The 16232-nt window shown below is 65.4% G+C and carries 13 protein-coding genes; 5 read left to right on the top strand and 8 right to left on the bottom strand.

The genetic code is table 11. From position 1 onward, the window contains the following. Window positions 1-38: 38 nt before the first annotated feature. Window positions 39-776 (top strand): GntR family transcriptional regulator, encoded by a 738-nt coding sequence (locus tag GYA95_RS04120; protein ID WP_015269487.1) that lies wholly within the window; start codon window positions 39-41, stop codon window positions 774-776. Window positions 777-975: 199 nt separating this feature from the next. On the opposite strand, the gene GYA95_RS04115 is transcribed toward GYA95_RS04120, so the two are convergent. Both GYA95_RS04115 and GYA95_RS04110 read right to left on the bottom strand, forming a co-directional pair. After that, complete coding sequence (locus tag GYA95_RS04115) at window positions 976-4056, bottom strand: MexW/MexI family multidrug efflux RND transporter permease subunit (RefSeq protein WP_015269486.1); 3081 nt, start codon at window positions 4054-4056, stop codon at window positions 976-978. Then, the gene (locus tag GYA95_RS04110; RefSeq protein WP_043935461.1) at window positions 4053-5150 is read right to left on the bottom strand and encodes an efflux RND transporter periplasmic adaptor subunit; all 1098 of its coding nucleotides are present in this window, start codon (window positions 5148-5150) and stop codon (window positions 4053-4055) included. The genes GYA95_RS04115 and GYA95_RS04110 overlap by 4 nt, the downstream gene beginning before the upstream one ends. Window positions 5151-5235: 85 nt before the next feature. Between GYA95_RS04110 and soxR the strand changes: the two genes are divergently transcribed. Next, on the top strand, window positions 5236-5691 hold the full coding sequence (gene soxR, locus GYA95_RS04105) for a redox-sensitive transcriptional activator SoxR (RefSeq protein ID WP_039614512.1): 456 nt from the start codon (window positions 5236-5238) through the stop codon (window positions 5689-5691). A 174-nt stretch (window positions 5692-5865) separates the two neighbouring features. Here soxR and GYA95_RS04100 read toward each other — a convergent pair whose 3' ends face one another. Further along, a complete protein-coding gene (locus GYA95_RS04100; protein ID WP_015269483.1) occupies window positions 5866-6162 on the bottom strand; it encodes a DUF3144 domain-containing protein in 297 nt (98 codons plus the stop codon). Between the two features lie 143 nt (window positions 6163-6305). On the opposite strand from GYA95_RS04100, the gene GYA95_RS04095 reads away from it, so the two are divergent. After that, window positions 6306-7166 carry a CAP domain-containing protein gene (locus GYA95_RS04095; protein ID WP_015269482.1) on the top strand — a complete coding sequence of 287 codons (861 nt, stop codon included), beginning with the start codon at window positions 6306-6308 and terminating at the stop codon, window positions 7164-7166. A gap of 95 nt (window positions 7167-7261) precedes the next feature. Here the strand turns inward: GYA95_RS04095 and GYA95_RS04090 are convergent, their stop codons facing one another. From GYA95_RS04090 to GYA95_RS04070, 5 genes are read right to left on the bottom strand one after another with little or no spacing between them, the layout of a single operon-like run. Beyond that, entirely contained in the window at window positions 7262-8446 is a 1185-nt protein-coding gene (locus tag GYA95_RS04090) for an acetyl-CoA C-acyltransferase (RefSeq protein ID WP_015269481.1), read from the bottom strand. Further along, window positions 8443-8895 (bottom strand): acyl-CoA thioesterase, encoded by a 453-nt coding sequence (locus GYA95_RS04085; protein WP_003260181.1) that lies wholly within the window; start codon window positions 8893-8895, stop codon window positions 8443-8445. Before GYA95_RS04085 ends, GYA95_RS04090 begins: the two co-directional genes overlap by 4 nt. After that, window positions 8895-10058, bottom strand: a complete 1164-nt coding sequence (locus GYA95_RS04080; protein WP_015269480.1) for an iron-containing alcohol dehydrogenase — start codon at window positions 10056-10058, stop codon at window positions 8895-8897. The genes GYA95_RS04085 and GYA95_RS04080 overlap by 1 nt, the downstream gene beginning before the upstream one ends. A 30-nt stretch (window positions 10059-10088) precedes the next feature. Beyond that, complete coding sequence (locus tag GYA95_RS04075) at window positions 10089-11864, bottom strand: acyl-CoA dehydrogenase C-terminal domain-containing protein (RefSeq protein ID WP_015269479.1); 1776 nt, start codon at window positions 11862-11864, stop codon at window positions 10089-10091. Further along, a complete protein-coding gene (locus GYA95_RS04070; protein ID WP_015269478.1) occupies window positions 11861-13099 on the bottom strand; it encodes a 3-hydroxyacyl-CoA dehydrogenase in 1239 nt (412 codons plus the stop codon). Before GYA95_RS04070 ends, GYA95_RS04075 begins: the two co-directional genes overlap by 4 nt. 83 nt (window positions 13100-13182) lie before the next feature. Between GYA95_RS04070 and GYA95_RS04065 the strand changes: the two genes are divergently transcribed. Together GYA95_RS04065 and GYA95_RS04060 are read left to right on the top strand one after the other, a co-directional pair. Next, complete coding sequence (locus tag GYA95_RS04065) at window positions 13183-14106, top strand: LysR family transcriptional regulator (RefSeq protein ID WP_054573340.1); 924 nt, start codon at window positions 13183-13185, stop codon at window positions 14104-14106. 101 nt (window positions 14107-14207) lie between these two features. Next, entirely contained in the window at window positions 14208-16169 is a 1962-nt protein-coding gene (locus tag GYA95_RS04060; protein ID WP_015269476.1) for an alkyl/aryl-sulfatase, read from the top strand. The last annotated feature ends 63 nt before the right edge of the window (window positions 16170-16232 follow it).

Genomic DNA, 16232 nt, shown 5'->3' with positions numbered 1-16232 from the left:
CCCGCCGCTGTTACAAATTCGCGAGACAGACCAAAGGTATGAACCCGACGCGCTATAGCACCGTGGCCAAGGACTTGATGGAAGGCATCGCCAGCGGCCGCTACCCGGTGGGCAGCCTGCTGCCGACCGAGTTCGAGCTGTGCGACCTGTACGATGTGAGCCGACACACGGTGCGCGCGGCGATCAACCAATTGCTCAACCAAGGGCTGGTATCGCGGCGCAAGCGCGTAGGCACCCGGGTGGAGGCCAGCAGCCCGCGCGGTGGCTACTCGCAGTCACTGGCCAGCGTGGCAGACCTGGCGCACCTGGCGGAAACGCAGCAACGGGAAATTCAGGACGTGCGCCACTTCGTCGCCGACCTGAGCGAGGCGGCGCGGCTGGGGCTGGTACCAGGCGAGCACTACTTCTGCGTGTCGAGCATCCGTGTCGACCGCGTGCACAACGCGGCGCCGCTGTGCTGGACCGATGTGTACGCGCAGCGCGACCATGCCGAGGTCATCGAGTTGGCCCGCGAGCACCCCGACCAGCTGATTGCGGGGCTTATCGAGCAGCACTATGGCCGGGCGATCGCGGTGGTCGACCAGCAGGTGCGGGCAGTGTTGCTGAGCGCGGAAATGGCCCGAGTGCTGAAGGCCGAGACAGGCGCGCCGGGGCTGAAGATCATTCGCCATTACCGCGAGGAAAACGGCGACCTGATGGCGGTGTCCGAGACGGTGCACCCGGATGACCGCTTTACCCTGGTTAGCCAGATGCGCCGCGACCGGTCGCCTGGCTGATCAAACCAGCGCCATGCTCGATATCCCAAAACTTGCGCGATCCCTGTAGGAGCGGCCTTGTGTCGCGAAAGGGCTGCGCAGCAGCCCCGGCAATTTATGCACCTGCGCGGAAATCCTGGGGCTGCTGCGCAGCCCTTTCGCGACACAAGGCCGCTCCTACAGGGATCGCGCATGCCTGTAAGCAGTGGCCAGGTTTACCTCACATGTCCAGCACCCGCTCAGCCTCCACCAACTGCTGCCCCCGCACCGTGGTCACCCGATGGTCTCGCGCCAGCAAGGCATAGATCGTCGGCAGCACAAACAGGGTAAACAAGGTCCCCACCAGCATCCCGCACACGATCACTACCCCCAGGCCAAAGCGGCTGTTGGCCCCGGCACCGCTGGCGAACAGCAGTGGCAGCACGCCGAAGGTCATCGCCGCCGTGGTCATCAGCACCGGCCGCAGGCGTATCTGCGCGGCGCGGACGATGGCGGTGGCACGGTCGAGGTTGTCACGCACCTGGATCTCGTTGGCGAACTCCACCATCAGGATGCCGTGCTTGCTGATCAGGCCGATCAGGGTCACCAGGCCGATCTGTGTGTAGATGTTCAGCGTGGCCCAGCCCAGCGCCAGCGGCAGCAGCGCACCGCAGATCGACAGCGGCACGGTCACCAGGATGATCAGCGGGTCCACCAGGCTTTCGTACTGCGCGGCCAGCACCAGGTAGATCACCACCAGGGCGGCGAGAAACGCCCACATCAGGGCAAAGCCCTCCTGCACGTACTGGCGCGACTCCGATTGCCAGTCATGGCTGAAGCCAGGTGGCAGTTCGGCGGCAAGCTGTTCGAGAAATGCCACGGCATTACCCATCGACACACCGGGCGCCGGGATCGCCTGTAGGGTACTGGCGTTCTGCTGGTCGAACTGCAGCAAGCGGTTGGGCGCCACTTCGATGTCCAGGTGCACCACCGTGGCCAGCGGCACCAGGGTGCCGTTTTCGGCGCGCACGTACTGGCGGTTCAGCGCTGCCGGCGTCAGGCGCTGGTCCTGGATGCTTTGCGGGATCACGTCGTAGGAGCGCCCGAACAGGGCGAAGCGGTTGAGGTACTGTTCACCCACCAGCACACCCAGCGACTCGCCGATGGCCTGCATGCTGATGCCCAGGCTGGCCGCCTTGGCGCGGTCGATGCGCACCTTGACCACCGGGTTGTTGTAGTCGAGGTCGCTGTCCACCACGCTGAACAGGCCGCTGTCGCGGGCGCGCTGCTTGATCATTTCCATGGTCTGGTACAGCTCGGGGTAGTCCTGTGCGCTGCGCAACACCATCTGCACCGGCAAGCCACCGCTGGAACCCGGCAGCGAGGCCACCTGGAAGGCGAAGATGCTGCTGCCCTCGATGTCCGCCACGGCCTGCTGCAACTGCGCCTGCACCTGCGCGGCGGAACGCTCGCGGGCCTGCCAGGCGCTGAGGTTGATGCCGCCGAAACTGGCGGCCGGGCCGTCGGTACCGTTGATGATCCAGGTGTCGGTGGTTTCGGCGAGGGACTTCATCACCTGGTCCAGCTTCAGGGCAAAGCGCTCCACATAATCCAGGCTGGCATGCTGCGGCGACTTGATGGCCGTCAGCACCGCCGCCTGGTCCTCGGGCGGGGCCAGTTCGCGCTGCGGCAGCAGGTACAGCCAAGGCAGGCTCAGGCACACCACAAGCGCCACACCACCACTGATCCAGCGATGCGACAGGGTGTAGGCGAGTACTCGCCCATAGGCCCCGGTCAGCATGCCGAACAGGCGGTCGGCCATGTTGGCCATGGCGCCATGCTGCTGGCCGGGTTGCAACAACAGCGAACTCATCACCGGCGACAGGGTGAGCGCGACGATGCCCGACACGATCACCGCCCCCGCCAGGGTCAGGGCAAACTCACGGAACAGCGTGCCGGTCAGCCCGCCCATCAAGCCGATCGGCGCGTATACGGCGGCCAGGGTCAGGGTCATGGCGATCACCGGCCCGGCGATTTCCCGCGCCCCGGCCAGCGCCGCGGCAATCGGCGACTTGCCCTCTTCGATATGACGGTGCACGTTCTCCACCACCACGATGGCATCGTCCACCACCAGGCCGATGGCCAGCACCATCGCCAGCAAGGTCAGCAGGTTCAGGCTGAAGCCGAACAGCAGCATCAGGCCCGCCGCACCGAGCATCGACAGCGGGATGGCCACCACCGCGATCACCACGCTGCGCAGCGAACCCAGGCACAGCCAGATGACCAGCACCACGATCACCATGGCCTCCACCAGCGTGCGCAGCACCTCGTCGATCGAGGCGTCGATGAAGCGTGCGGTTTCGTAGGCCAGCGCCACCTCCACCCCGGGTGGCAGGGTCTGGCGGATCTGCGGCAGCAGCTGGCGAATACCCTCGACGATCACCAGCGGGTTGCCGGTCGGGGTGGGGAACAGCCCCAGGTGCACGGCGGGCTTGCCGTCCATGGTGGCGCTGGTCTGGGTGGCCGCCGCGCTCAGCTCGACGGTGCCGACATCGCGCAGGCGCACCAGGTCGGTGCCATCGTTGCGGATGATCAGCTCGCGGAAGTCCTCGACCCGGGTCAGGTCGGTGTCCACCTGGATATCGGCCAGCACGTACTGCCCACGCACCTGCCCCGGCGTCGCCTGGTAGTTGTTGGCACGCACCGCCTGTGCCACGTCGGCGGCCGTCACCCCGCGCCCGGCCATCTGTTCGCTGTCCAGCCAAAGGCGCATGGCCAGGCGCTGCCCGCCGAACGACTGCACCTTGGCCACACCGTCGATGCCGGAGAACTGCGGTTCCACCACCCGCGACAGGTAATCGCTCAGTTCGGGTATCGACAAGGTTTCGCTGGCAAAGCCCACGTAGGCCACCGCCGTGGAGTCACCTGCCGACAGCTCCACCACCGGGTCGTAGGCCTTTTCCGGCAGGCGATAGCGCACCTGGTTGACCTTGGCCATGGTCTCGGCAAGCGCCTGGGTCGAATCGCGGTTGAGCACCATGCGCAAGGTGATCAGGCTGCGCCCCTGCTGCGACGACGAGGACAGGTAGTCGATGCCTTCGACCGACGACACCGCCTGGGTGATCGGCTGGGTCACGAAGCCTTGCATCAGCTCGGCAGAGGCGCCCGGGTACTCGGTGCTGATGGTGATGGTGGAAGTTTCCAGCAGCGGGTACTGGCGGATCGGCAGCTTGCCCATGGCAAACAGCCCCAACAGGATGATCAGGCTGCTGACCACCAGCGCCAGCACCGGGCGGCGGACAAAGAGGTCGGTGAACTTCACGATTGCCGCCCTCCCTGGCTGGCCTGCAGGCTGTCCTGAGCCACTGGCTCGACCGGCATGCCGTCGCTCAGTTTCAACTGGCCGGAAACCACCACCTGGTCACCGGGTGCCAGGCCTGAGGTGATCTCCACCCGCCCCTGCCAGCGCTCACCGGTAGTCACCCGCACCCGGCTGACCCGGGTGCCCTGTTCAGGGTCCCGGGTAGCGACGAACACCGTCTGCCCGTAGGCGGTGTAGGTGATCGCGGTTTCCGGCACGGCCAGCACGCTTGACGGCTGCGCGGCATCCAGGCGCACGCCGGCGTACATGCCCGGCTGCAACTGCCCGCCCGGGTTCGGCAAGGCCGCCTGCACCTGCACCAGGCGCGCCTTGCTCACCACCGGGTCCACCGCGACCACCCGGGCCTGGAAGTCCTGCCCGCGCACCGCATCCACCGTCAGCGCCAGCAGTTGCCCCACGTGCACTTCGGGGGCGGCTTGTTCGCCCAGGGAAAAATTGACGTGCAGCTGGCTGATGTCGGCCAGGCTGGCGATGGTCTCACCGGCGCTCAGGTACTGGCCCTGATGCACCCGGCGAATGCCGAGCTTGCCGGCAAACGGCGCGCGAATTGCCTTCTGCGCGATCAGCGCCTCGACATGCTGCAGCTCACCGCTGGCCACGTCCACGGCGGTGGCCGCATTGTCGAGCAGCTCCTGTGACACGGCGTTCACCGCGCGCAGCTTGCGGCTGCGCTGCAGCACCACTTCGGCATTGCGCAGCCTGGCGCGCAACTGCACGCGCTGGGCCTGCTCCGGGGCATCGTTCAGCTGTACCAGCAATTGCCCTGCACTCACCAATTGCCCCGACTCGAAGGCGATGCGGGTGATGCGCCCCGCCGTCTCGGCCGCCACCTGTACCTGGTTGACCGCCTCCAGCTCCCCCGAAGCAAAGTTCTGCCGTGCCAGCTGCACTTGCTCGGCCGTGGCCAGCGCCACCTTGGTCGCCGGCCATGCCGCCGCAGCCGGCGGCGCCGAGCCACTGCCGACCAATGCATAGGCAGCGGCCAGCACACCTGCAACAGCGCCAGCCCAGGCCAGTAACGTCCTTTTGTTCATGCAGTGCTCCGATCATCAGGGAAAGCGGTTGCGGGGAAGATCGGGCAGGACTATAAGAGCTCGAGTTAACTTGAGGTCAACAGGCATGGCAGCGGACAACACACGGATGCTAACGGTAGGGGAAGTGGCCAAACGCAGCGGCGTGGCGGTTTCTGCGCTGCACTTCTACGAGACCAAGGGGCTGATCGCCAGCGTCCGTACGGCGGGTAACCAGCGCCGCTATCCTTCACTGGTGCTGCGCACGCTGGCCATCATCAAGGTGGCGCAGCGCACGGGTATTCCGCTTGACGAGATCAAGCAGGCCTTCAGCCGCTATGCGCCCAACAGTAAGCTCACGGCAGCGCAATGGGGCGAGATGTCGACCGCCTGGCGCGAAGACCTGAACGCCCGCATTCGTACTCTGGAAGCGTTGCGCGACAGCCTGGACAACTGCATTGGTTGCGGCTGCCTGTCGCTGGAAGATTGCCCACTGCGCAACCCCGAGGATGTGCTGGGCAAGGAAGGTACCGGGCCGCGGATTCTGGAGAAGAAGGCCCGATAGCCCGTCACCGGGTTTATCCACGCATCGCGTACCCTGTAGGAGCGGCCTTGTGTCGCGAAAGGGCTGCAGAGCAGCCCCAGCAATTTATGCATTTCGGCTGAGGTCCTGGGGCTGCTCCGCAGCCCGTTCGCGACACAAGGCCGCTCCTACAAGGGACCGCCTGCCCCATAAAGTTCAGTCGCCTTTGCCCAGCACATACCGGTCGAAATGCTCGATGTGCTCGTCCAGGTTGTCCTCGAGCATCATCCGGTACTGCTCGCAGAAATACTTCAACAGCTCCTCCCGCGCGGCAGCCAGTTCGGCACTGGTCTTGAAACTGCGGGCACTCATCCAGGCATTGAAGCGCGAGGCGCCGAAGGTCAGTGAGGCACTGACCTTGCCCAGGTCTTCGATTTTCTCGATCTGCTGGTTCGCCAGTTCGATATGCGCATCCGCGCGGTCGTAAAAAGCCTGATCGGTAGCTTGTGTCATTGCGGTTTACCTTGCTGCAGCATTCAAGTTGAGTACCCGCGAAAAATTGTACCCCGTACGCGTGAACCTGTATTGAGCCGCACAGTCTTAGCCGAGCCCTTAATTCGGCCTTGCCGCCGCCATTCACCAGAGCCATTCACCCCATGCGCCACGCAGTCCGTCGCTCCCCCTTTGTCTCGCTCTGCCTCATTCCTTTTTTCCACCTGTTCGCCAACCCCGCCCATGCCAGCGGGGAAAGGCAACTGGTGGCAGCCATCAACGACTATCGCACCCAGCCACAACGCTGCGAGCGGCGCATTATCCGGGGCTCGACGCCGCTGGTGCTGAAGCCGAAACTGGCGTTGCCGGTCGGCTACGGCGGGGCATTGCGGGAAGGATTGAAGGCTGCGGGGTATCAGGCGGTGAAGGTGCGGGCCATCCGTCTGGTCGGCGCACAAGATGCCGAGGAGGCCTTCGACATGCTGCGCAGCGACTACTGCACGGCCCTGCTCGATAGCCAATATGCCGATATCGGCGTCAGTCGCTCACGCAACGAGTGGCGGGTGCTGCTGGCTCGGCCCCTGCTCGATGCCCAGCTCGGCGATGGGCGATCGGCAAGCAAAGCGTTGCTGGCACAGGTGAACGCTGCACGGGCGAAACCACGCCTGTGTGGTCGCAAGCGCTTTGCCGCTGCACGCCCGCTAGCCTGGAACACCGCCCTGGGAACGGCGGCGCAGCGACACAGCCGGGCGATGGCCAACGATAATTTCTTCGCGCACCGTGACCTCGACGGTGATCTGCCCGCGGATCGGGCATGGGATGCCGGCTACCGTGGGCGGCAGATCGGCGAGAACATTGCCGCAGGCCAAGGGTCACCGAGCAAGGCGATGGCAGGCTGGCTGGCCAGCCCCGGGCATTGCGCCAACCTGATGAACCCGATGTTTACCCAGGTGGGGGCGGCCTTTGCCAAAAACTCGCGTAGCGATAACGGCGTGTACTGGACGATGCTGTTCGGCGCGCCTTGACTGACTCAGGCTGCAGCCCCCGAACGAGCCGCCGTTCTGACTTGCAGGCCACCCCGCGGCCAGCCGCAGGCGCCGGGGCTGGCCTGACGGATGCCCTACAGCACTTCGAACAGCCCTGCCGCGCCCATCCCGCCGCCAACACACATGGTCACCACCACGTACTTCACCCCGCGCCGCCTGCCCTCCAGAAGCGCATGCCCGACCATCCGTGCACCGCTCATGCCGTAGGGGTGGCCGATGGCAATGGCACCGCCATTGACGTTCAGCTTCGCAGGGTCTATCTGCAAACGCTGGGCACAGTACAGTACCTGGCAGGCGAACGCTTCGTTCAGCTCCCACAGACCGATGTCGTCCACGTTCAGGCCGTGCTGGTGCAGCAACCTGGGCACCGCCAGCACCGGGCCGATACCCATTTCCTCAGGAGCCAGTCCGGCCACGGCGATACCACGATACAGCCCCAGCGGCGCCTTGCCCGACCTTGCGGCCAGTGCGCCTTCCATCAGCACGCAGGCACTGGCGCCATCAGACAGCTGGCTGGCATTGCCGGCCGTCACGCAGCCGCCTTCGACAACTGGCTTCAGCCCTTGCAGGTCTGCCAGGGTGGTCGCCGGCCGGTTTCCTTCGTCCTGACTGAGGCAGACTTCCTCATGGCTCACCGCACCGGACAGCTTGTCGACAACCTTCCTGCGTGCCGAGACGGGCACGATTTCATCGGCAAACAACCCCGCCGCCTGCGCCGCTGCAGTGCGTTGCTGCGACTGCAAGGCGTAGGCGTCCTGCGCTTCCCGGCTGATGCCATAGCGGCGGGCGACAAACTCGGCGGTTTGCAGCATCGGCATGTAGGCGTGTTCGCTCATTCGCAGCACGGCAGGGTCATAGGCCTCGCTGGCCAGCTGGTTGTGCACCTGCTGGACCAGGCTGATCTGCTCCTGGCCGGCGCCGATGGTCACCTGCATACCATCGACAATGATCTGCTTGGCCGCTGTAGCGATGGCCATCAGGCCCGACGCACACTGGCGGTCGAGGGTCTGCCCGCTGACCGATTGCGGCAAGCCGGCAGCCAGCGCCGACAGTCGGCCAGGGTTGATCGCGGCGGTACCACTCTGCATGCCGGTACCCAGCACCAGATCCTCCACCTGCGCCGGCTCGATACCAGCCCGCTCGACGGCTGCCCGAATGGCGACGGCAGTCATGCTGGGGGTTTTCAGGTCGTTGAAGGCACCACGCATGGCTTTGCCGATGGGTGTGCGGGCAGTGGCTACGATCACGGCGTCTTTCATGGTCGAAATTCCTCGGGGAGTAAAGGCTGCAGTTCGCTCAACACCTGCCGCAAGCGGGCAGGCACCGGGACCGGGCGTCGGCCCTGCCGGTCGACGAATACATGGACGAAGCGTCCGGTGGCGCAAGCCAGGGATTGGCCCTGGATGAATACGGCCAACTGGTACTGCACCGAGGTGTTGCCCAGCCGGCTTACCGCCAAGCCCACCTCGATGCCCTGCGGAAACGCTACAGGCGACTGGTAGTCGCAGGCCGAACTGACCACCAGCGCAATCACCGCGCCATGGTGGATATCCAGTCCGCCCTGCTCGATCAGCAGGCGGTTCACGGCGCTGTCGAAAAAGCCGTAATAGACCACGTTGTTCACGTGCCCGTAGGCGTCATTGTCATGCCAGCGGGTGGCGATTGGCGTGTAGTGCCGGTAGTAGTCACGTTGCCGATGCACGCTCATCAGTAGGCAGCCTCGTAGATGGCCAGTGCATCGGCCTGGGTGACTTCACGCGGGTTGTTGACCAGCAGGCGCTGCTGTTGCATGGCATCTTCTGCCAGTTGCGGCAGGCGAAGGCGCGGAACATCGGCATCACGCAGCCGCCCAGGCAAACCGCAGCGGGCGCCCAGCGCGGCCAGTTCCTCGACGAACTGATCAGCCTGCCGGTGCAGGTCGCCAGGCTGCAACCGTGCGCCCAACAGGGGCACCGCCAGCTGGGCATAGTCCGTCACCGTCACGGGCAGGTTGAAACGCAGCACATGCGGCAACACCAATGCATTGGACAGGCCATGGGGAATGTGGAAGTGCCCACCCAACGGGTAAGCCAGCGCGTGCACCGCCGCCACCGGGGCATTGGCAAACGCCTGGCCGGCCAGGCAGGCGCCCAGCAGCATGGCCTGACGCGCATCCAGATTGCCGCCATTGTGCACGGCCTGATCCAGGTTTTCCGCCAGCAGCCGCAGCGCCTCGCGCGCCAGCAGGCTCGACAGCGGGTTGCGCTTGAGACGGCTGGTATAGGCTTCGATGGCATGCACCATGGCATCGATACCGGTCGCGGCGGTTACCGCCGGGGGCAGGCCGAGCGTGCAGACGGCATCGAGTACCGCCAGGTCCGGCAGCAGCAGCGGCGAGACGATGCCCATCTTGCTGGTGGCGCCGGTGGTGACGATGGCGATCGGCGTCACCTCCGAACCAGTGCCGGCCGTGGTCGGCACCTGGATCAACGGCAGGCGTCGGCCCTTGGCCTTGTCCATGCCATACAGTTCGGCAAGCGGCTGGTTGCAGTCGCTGTGGGCCAGCAGCGCGACCAGCTTGGCAACATCCATCGAACTGCCGCCGCCAAAGCCCACCACCAGGTCGGCACCGATATGCCGGGCCCGCTGGGTGGCTGCCAGTACACAAGCTTCGCTGGGGTCGGCGGTAACCTCGCTGAAGATCGCCACGCCGACCTTGGCCGTCGTGAATCCCGGTAGCAGATCATCGAGCATGCCCAGGCGGGCGATACCGGGGTCACTGACGATCAGCACGCGCCGTGCGCCGCGCTCGCGGCACAGAGTGGCAAGGCGCTGCACCGCGCCCGCTTCGCAGAGGATCTGCCCGGTAGTGGCAAAGCTGAAAGGCTGCATCTGGCTCTCCTTGTCGTCGTTGGCCCTGCGTCAGAAGGCGAAGTCACTCGCTGGCAGTGCCATGAGGCAATCTGCACCGCCCAGCAGGGCTTCGCGGTGCGCGGTGGCGCGGGGCAGGACGCGTCGCCAGTAGAACTGCGCCGCGTGCAGCTTGGCCCGGTAGAAATCCGTTTCGGCACTGCCGCCAGCCAGCGCCGTCTCGGCGCGCACGGCCGCCTGCAGCCACAACGCGGCGAGCAGCACATAGGCCGAGTAGGCCAGGAAGTCCACCGAGACCGCGCCCATTTCCTGAGGGTCACGCTGGCAAGCCTCGACTACATGGCCTGCCAGCGCACGCCATTCCTCCAGGCGCTGCCCGACCGCTATCGCCATGGCATGCAGACCACCACCGACACCAGCCGCCTCGACATGCACGGCCAGTTCATCGACCAGCAAGTTCAGCTCGGCCCCGCCGTCGCCCAGCAGCTTGCGGCGCACCAGGTCGAGAGCCTGGATGCCGTTGGTGCCTTCATAGAGCTGGGTGATGCGGCTGTCGCGCATCAACTGCTCCATGCCCCACTCGCGGATATAGCCGTGTCCGCCATATAGCTGCACGCCAAGGCTGGCGACCTCCTGCCCGACATCGGTGAAAAACGCCTTGACGATCGGGATCAGCAGTGCCGCCCGCCGGGTTGCGCCCTTGCGTGCCTGATCGCCAGGCGCTGCGTGCTCCAGGTCGAGCTGCCGGGCGGTATAGATGGCCAGCATTCGGCAGCCCTCGGTAAGGGTTTTCTGGGTCAGCAGCATGCGTCGCACATCCGGGTGGACGATGATCGGATCGGCCGGCCTGTCCGCCGCCGCCGGGCCGGTCAGCGCGCGCGATTGCAAGCGCTCGCGTGCATAGGCCAGCCCCCCCTGGAAGGCCGCTTCGGCAATGCCCAGCCCCTGCAGGCCGACTTGGAAACGGGCGTCGTTCATCATGGTAAACATGCACGCCAGGCCTTGGTTGGCCTCGCCTACCAGCCATCCCTGGGCACCGTCGAAATTCATCACGCAAGTCGAGGCGCCCTTGATGCCCATCTTGTGCTCCAGCGCGCCACAGCCCAACGCGTTGCGTTCGCCACCCGGCAGCAGCTTGGGCACCAGGAACAGGCTGATGCCCCGCACCCCGGCCGGCGCATCGGGCAGGCGTGCAAGTACCAGATGAACGATATTGTCGGTCAGGTCCTGTTCGCCGCCACTGATGAAGATCTTGCTGCCTGTGATGCGATAGGAACCGTCGACCTGCGGCTGGGCGCGGGTGCGCAGCAAGGCCAGGTCGGTGCCGGCCTGCGGCTCGGTGAGGCACATGGTGCCGGCCCACTCGCCACTGACCATGCGCGCCAGATAGGACTGCTGCAACGCCGGGCTGCCATGGCGATGCAAAGCCAGCACGGCACCTTCGGTGAGGCCGGAGTAGATGCGGAACGACAACGACGCGGCCATCAGCATTTCGTGGAAGCTGGCCGAGGCCATTTGCGGCAGGCCCTGACCGCCGTAAGCCTGCGGCCCGGTCATGCTGGCCCAGCCATGGGCCACGTATTGCCGGTAGGCGTCGCGGAAACCATCGGGCGTGATGACCTCCCCATCAGCCAACTGGCAGCCCTGCTCGTCACTGTTGCGGTTGAGCGGAGCGACTACCTCGCCGGTAAAGCGCGCGGCCTCTTCCAGTATGCCGTCGAGTGTGTCGCGGTCCAGTTCGATACCCAGCTGCTGACAATGGGCGGCAACGTCGAACAGCTCATGCAGCACGAAGCGCATGTCGCGCAAGGGAGCCTGGTAGTTCATGCCTGAACCTCCGCCTGCTGCTCGAAACGCTTGCCGTTGGCCACCAGCGTGCAGAGCAGAGCGGCCGGGCGCCAGTGCTCGCCCAGTACGCTTTGCAGGTATTCCAGCCGAGCCAGGACGAATGCTGCACCCTGGTCATCGGCCCAGCGCATCGGGCCACCTGTGGCCGCAGGGAAGCCATAGCCGTTGAGCCACACCCGGTCGATGTCGGCGCTGCTGGCAGCGATGCCTTCCTGCAGAATCTTCGCGCCCTCGTTGACCAGCGCCAGCAGGCAGCGCTCGACGATTTCCTCGGCGCTGATGCCCCGGCGTCGGTAACCCAGGTCGTTGGAAATCTTGAGCACCAGGGCGTCGACCTCGGGGTCATGCTCGGCCTGGCGGCTGCCAGGTGCATAACGGTAATAGCCCTTCCCTGTCTTCTGACCCAGCCGCCCCAGATCACACAGCGCATTATCCACTTGCACCAGCGGATCGTGCATGCCCTGCCTGGCCAGCTGGCGGGCACGCCATTCCAGGTCGATACCGACCACGTCGTACATGCGGAACGGGCCCATGGCAAAACCGAACTGTTGCAGCACCGCATCCACCTGGTGCGGCAGCGCGCCTTCGAGCAGCAACTTGCGCGCTTCGGCCACATAACTGCGCAGCATGCGGTTGCCGATGAAACCGGGGCAGTTGCCGGCCACTACCGCCACCTTGCCCAGGCGCTCGCCCAGCGCCAGGGCGGTATGGAGCACCGCCTGGTCGGTGTGCGCGCCGCGCACTATCTCGAGCAGCTTCATGACATGCGCGGGGCTGAAGAAATGCAGGCCCAGTACGTGCGACGGTCGCCGGGTCACCGCCGCGATCGCGTCGATGTCCAGCGCCGAGGTATTGCTGGCCAGGATCGCCTCCGGTTTGAGGTGCTGGTCCAGGGCCCGGAAGATTTCCTGTTTGAGTTCAAGGCTTTCATACACTGCCTCGATCACCAGATCGGCCTGGGCCAGCGCGGCGTAGCCATCCACCGCCTGCACTCGCGCCAGGCAGGCTTCAGCCTCGGCCTGGGTGACACGCTGCTTCTCCACCTGCTGGGTCCAGGCCTGGCTGACCATGCTCAGGCCAGCGTCCAGGGCTGATGCGTTGCTGTCGAGCCACAGCACCGACAGCCCGGCACTGGCGAGGCTGATGACAATGCCGCGGCCCATGGTACCTGCGCCTATCACGGCCACCTGGTTGATCGCAAAGGGGGTATTCACGCGCAACGCTCCTGCTTGTTGTAGGTATGAGGACAGGCATCACCCTAAGCAGGCCGCAGGTATTTTTGAAATTTCAATTTCGTATGCCATATATTCTGCCCATGAATATTTCCAACTTCGATCTGAACCTGCTGCGGGTCTTCGACATGTTGCTGCGCGAGCAGAACGTCTCACGGGCGGCTGAACGCCTGGCCCTGACCCAGCCCACTGTCAGCAACGCCCTGGCGCGGCTGCGCGACCAGCTGGGCGACCCGCTGCTGGTTCGTGTGGGCCGGCGCATGCGCCCTACGCCACGGGCGTTGGCGCTGGAAGGGCCGATTCGAGCGGCGCTGCAACAAATCGAGCAGACCCTGGCCACTGGCGATGCCTTCGAGCCACGGCGCAGCCACCGTCAACTGCGCATCGCCCTCACCGACTTCGTCGAACAGTTGTGCATGCCACCGCTGCTGGCACGCCTGCAGGTACTGGCCCCGCACTTGCGCATCGATGTAGTGCACCTGGCTCCCAACCTGCCGGCCGAAGCGCTGGACCGCGGCGACCTCGACCTGGTGCTGGGGCGCTTCGATGAGGTGCCGGCACGTTTCAGCCGCCGCCCCTGGAGGCGTGAAACCCTGCAAGTCGCGCTGCGCCAGAAGCATCCGCAACTGGCGCCGGACCAGGCACTGGATCTTCAGGCGTTTCTTGGTTTGCGGCACATCTGGGTACACGGTGGCCAGACCCGCGGCATGGTCGACCAATGGCTGGCCGAACAAGGCCTGACCCGGAAAATTGCCTACACCACCCCCAACTACCTTCAAGCAGCGCATCTGGCCGCCGCCACCGAGATGTGCGTGGTGCTGCCGCGGCAACTTGCGCAGCAGTTCGCCAAGTTGCTGCCCTTGGCGGTGCACGAACTGCCCTTCGCCCTGGAGCCGTTCGAGCTGGAACTGGTGCACCTGACCCATCGTCGGCACGACCCCGCCCTGGCCTGGCTGGTGGAGCAGATCATGGAGCTTCCGCCTGCCTGAGCCCATCAGCAAATGCGATGGCAACCATGCCGCTCTGGTATTGGCTGGTGCCCGAACCCGTCCCCTACAGTGGTCCGCCACCATAACAACAAGGACACACCATGCGCTTCCCACTGTCGATGCTGGCGCTCGCCCTGCTGGCGCCCCTCCCGAGCCTGGCCACTACGGCGGCAAAGGATGCCACCCCGGCCACCCAGGCCAGCAACCAGCAATGGCTGCAACGCCTGCCGTTCGATGACCACGGGGATTTCGAAGCGGCCCGGCGCGGGCTGCTTGAACGCTTCGACGGGCCGGTCGCGACCGCCGATGGCAAGACTGTGTGGGACCTGGGCCAGTATCGTTTTCTCGACCCGACGCAGGCCCCGGCCACGGTAAACCCGAGCCTGTGGCGCATCGCCCAGCTGAACACTATCGCCGGCCTGTTCAAGGTCACCGAAGGCATCTACCAGGTCCGCGGTCTGGACCTGGCCAACATGACCATCGTTGAAGGCCAGGACGGGCTGATCGTGCTCGATCCGCTGCTGGCCGTCGAAACCGCCAGGGCCGGCCTTGAACTGTATTTTCGGCACCGCCCGCGCAAGCCGGTGACCACGCTGATCTACACCCACCCGCACATCGACCATTTCGGTGGCGCGCGCGGGGTGATCGACAAGGCGGACGTAAAGGCCGGCAAGGTCCAGGTCATTGCACCCGAAGGCTTCTTCGAGCATGCCATCGGCGAAAACGTGCTGGCCGGCCCGGCCATGAAGCGCCGCGCCCAGTACATGTACGGTGCCCCCCTGCCCCGCGGGCCACGCGGCCAGGTGGATGCCGGGCTGGGCAAAGGGGTGCCGGCCAACGCCACCGTCAGCCTGATAGCGCCGACGCTGGAAATCAGCCAGCCGCTGCAACGCATGACCCTCAGCGGCGTGGAGGTAGAGTTCCAGTTGACCCCTGGCACCGAAGCGCCAGCGGAGATGAACATCTACTTCCCTGGGCTCAAGGCTCTGTGCATGGCCGAGAACGCCACCCACGTGCAGCACAATGTGCTGACCCTGCGCGGTGCGCTGGTACGCGACCCGAAAGTCTGGGCGCACTACCTGGACCAATCGCTGTTGCGTTACGGCGACCAGGCCGAGGTAGTGTTCGCCCAGCATCACTGGCCGACCTGGGGCGGGCCGGCAATCCGCGAGTACCTGGCCGACCAGCGCGACATGTATGCCTTCATCGATAGCCAGACCTTGCGCCTGATCAACCAGGGCCAGACACCAATGGAAATCGCCCAGAGCCTGGCCAACCTCCCGCCGCGCCTGGCCAGCAAGTGGTACAGCCGCGACTACTATGGCTCGCTCAGCCATAACGTACGTGCGGTCTACCAACGCTACATGGGCTTTTACGATGGCAACCCGGCCAACCTCGACCCACTGCCGCCGCAAGCTGCCGGCAAGCGCTACGTGGCGGCAATGGGTGGCGCCGATCAGGTGCTGGCCCAGGCACGCCAAGCCTTTGCCGAAGGTGACTACCGCTGGGTCGCGCAGTTGGTGAACCATCTGGTATTCGCCGAACCGGGCAATACCGCAGCGCGCGAACTGCAGGCCGATGCGCTGGAACAGCTGGGTTACCAGAGCGAGAACGCTACCTGGCGCAACGCCTACCTCAGCGGCGCCCAGGAGCTGCGCGGCGGAATAGCCGCCGCCACCGGCAGTGGCGGCAATGCCGACGACATGGTGCGGGCACTGACCCCAAGCCTGTTCTTCGATTACCTTGGGGTACGGGTGGATGCCTTCAAGGCGGCGGAGAGCGACCTGAGCATCAACTGGCGCTTCACCGACCTGGGTGAAGACTACGCCCTGACCCTGCGCAACGGCGTGCTCACCCATCGCGACCTGGCTCGTCACGCCCAGGCCGATGTGCAGGTGAGCATGAGCAAACAGACATTGGACCGCATTGCCCTGAAGCAGACCGGGTTCCTCAAGGAGGCCACGCTGGGCGAGATCTCCATCGAAGGTGAGCGGGTGAAGTTCCTGCGTTTCATGGGCGGCCTGGAGAACGCCGATTCGCGTTTCAACATCGTGACCCCTTGAGCGCCGGCATCTTCGCCGGCAAGCCCGCTCTCACAGGTACCGCAATGGCGTCTGGATTCACAT

The sequence above is a fragment of the Pseudomonas asiatica genome (assembly GCF_009932335.1).
Taxonomy (GTDB): domain Bacteria; phylum Pseudomonadota; class Gammaproteobacteria; order Pseudomonadales; family Pseudomonadaceae; genus Aquipseudomonas; species Aquipseudomonas asiatica.
This window is presented reverse-complemented; position numbering and strand designations above follow the sequence as displayed.

Excerpts from the sequence above, each read along its gene's own strand:
- GYA95_RS04100 (WP_015269483.1), bottom strand. The coding sequence starts at position 6,162 with ATGACACAAGCTACCGATCAGGCTTTTTACGACCGCGCGGATGCGCAT.
- GYA95_RS04065 (WP_054573340.1), top strand. The coding sequence starts at position 13,183 with ATGCCATATATTCTGCCCATGAATATTTCCAACTTCGATCTGAACCTG.
- GYA95_RS04095 (WP_015269482.1), top strand. The coding sequence starts at position 6,306 with ATGCGCCACGCAGTCCGTCGCTCCCCCTTTGTCTCGCTCTGCCTCATT.
- GYA95_RS04080 (WP_015269480.1), bottom strand. The coding sequence starts at position 10,058 with ATGCAGCCTTTCAGCTTTGCCACTACCGGGCAGATCCTCTGCGAAGCG.
- GYA95_RS04060 (WP_015269476.1), top strand. The coding sequence starts at position 14,208 with ATGCGCTTCCCACTGTCGATGCTGGCGCTCGCCCTGCTGGCGCCCCTC.
- soxR (WP_039614512.1), top strand. The coding sequence starts at position 5,236 with ATGGCAGCGGACAACACACGGATGCTAACGGTAGGGGAAGTGGCCAAA.
- GYA95_RS04090 (WP_015269481.1), bottom strand. The coding sequence starts at position 8,446 with ATGAAAGACGCCGTGATCGTAGCCACTGCCCGCACACCCATCGGCAAA.
- GYA95_RS04110 (WP_043935461.1), bottom strand. The coding sequence starts at position 5,150 with ATGAACAAAAGGACGTTACTGGCCTGGGCTGGCGCTGTTGCAGGTGTG.
- GYA95_RS04075 (WP_015269479.1), bottom strand. The coding sequence starts at position 11,864 with ATGAACTACCAGGCTCCCTTGCGCGACATGCGCTTCGTGCTGCATGAG.
- GYA95_RS04085 (WP_003260181.1), bottom strand. The coding sequence starts at position 8,895 with ATGAGCGTGCATCGGCAACGTGACTACTACCGGCACTACACGCCAATC.
- GYA95_RS04120 (WP_015269487.1), top strand. The coding sequence starts at position 39 with ATGAACCCGACGCGCTATAGCACCGTGGCCAAGGACTTGATGGAAGGC.